The following is a 309-nucleotide window of genomic DNA, read 5'->3' as shown; positions in this document are numbered from 1 at the left end:
CGACACCGGCGCGCGCCTCGCGCCGATGGTCGGGGTGGTGGGCGCGACCATCCTGGTGCCTCTGCTCGGCCTGCACGAGGCCGGCGTCGCCGTCACCGGCGATGTGCCGTCCGGCCTGCCGGGCTTGAACCTGGCCCTGTCGCACGGGCACTGGCGAGCGTTGCTGCAGCCGGCGCTGCTGATCGGCTTCATGATTTTCCTGATCAGCATGTCGGCGGCCCAGCCGCTGGCCCTCAAACGCCAGGAAAAAGTCCACAGCAACTACGAGTTGATCGGCGTGGGCGTGGCCAACATCGGCAGCGCGCTCAC

Annotated in this window: 1 protein-coding gene; it reads left to right on the top strand. The window is 69.3% G+C overall.

Annotated features, from left to right (window positions below; genetic code table 11):
* A partial coding sequence (locus D0817_RS27130) for a SulP family inorganic anion transporter (RefSeq protein ID WP_202866540.1) occupies window positions 1-309 on the top strand: 309 nt, incomplete at both ends.

The organism is Flavobacterium cupreum (genome assembly GCF_003996965.1).
Lineage (GTDB): Bacteria > Bacteroidota > Bacteroidia > Flavobacteriales > Flavobacteriaceae > Flavobacterium > Flavobacterium cupreum.
The sequence above is the reverse complement of the archived record's forward strand: the minus strand, read 5'-3'. Positions and strand labels throughout refer to the sequence as shown.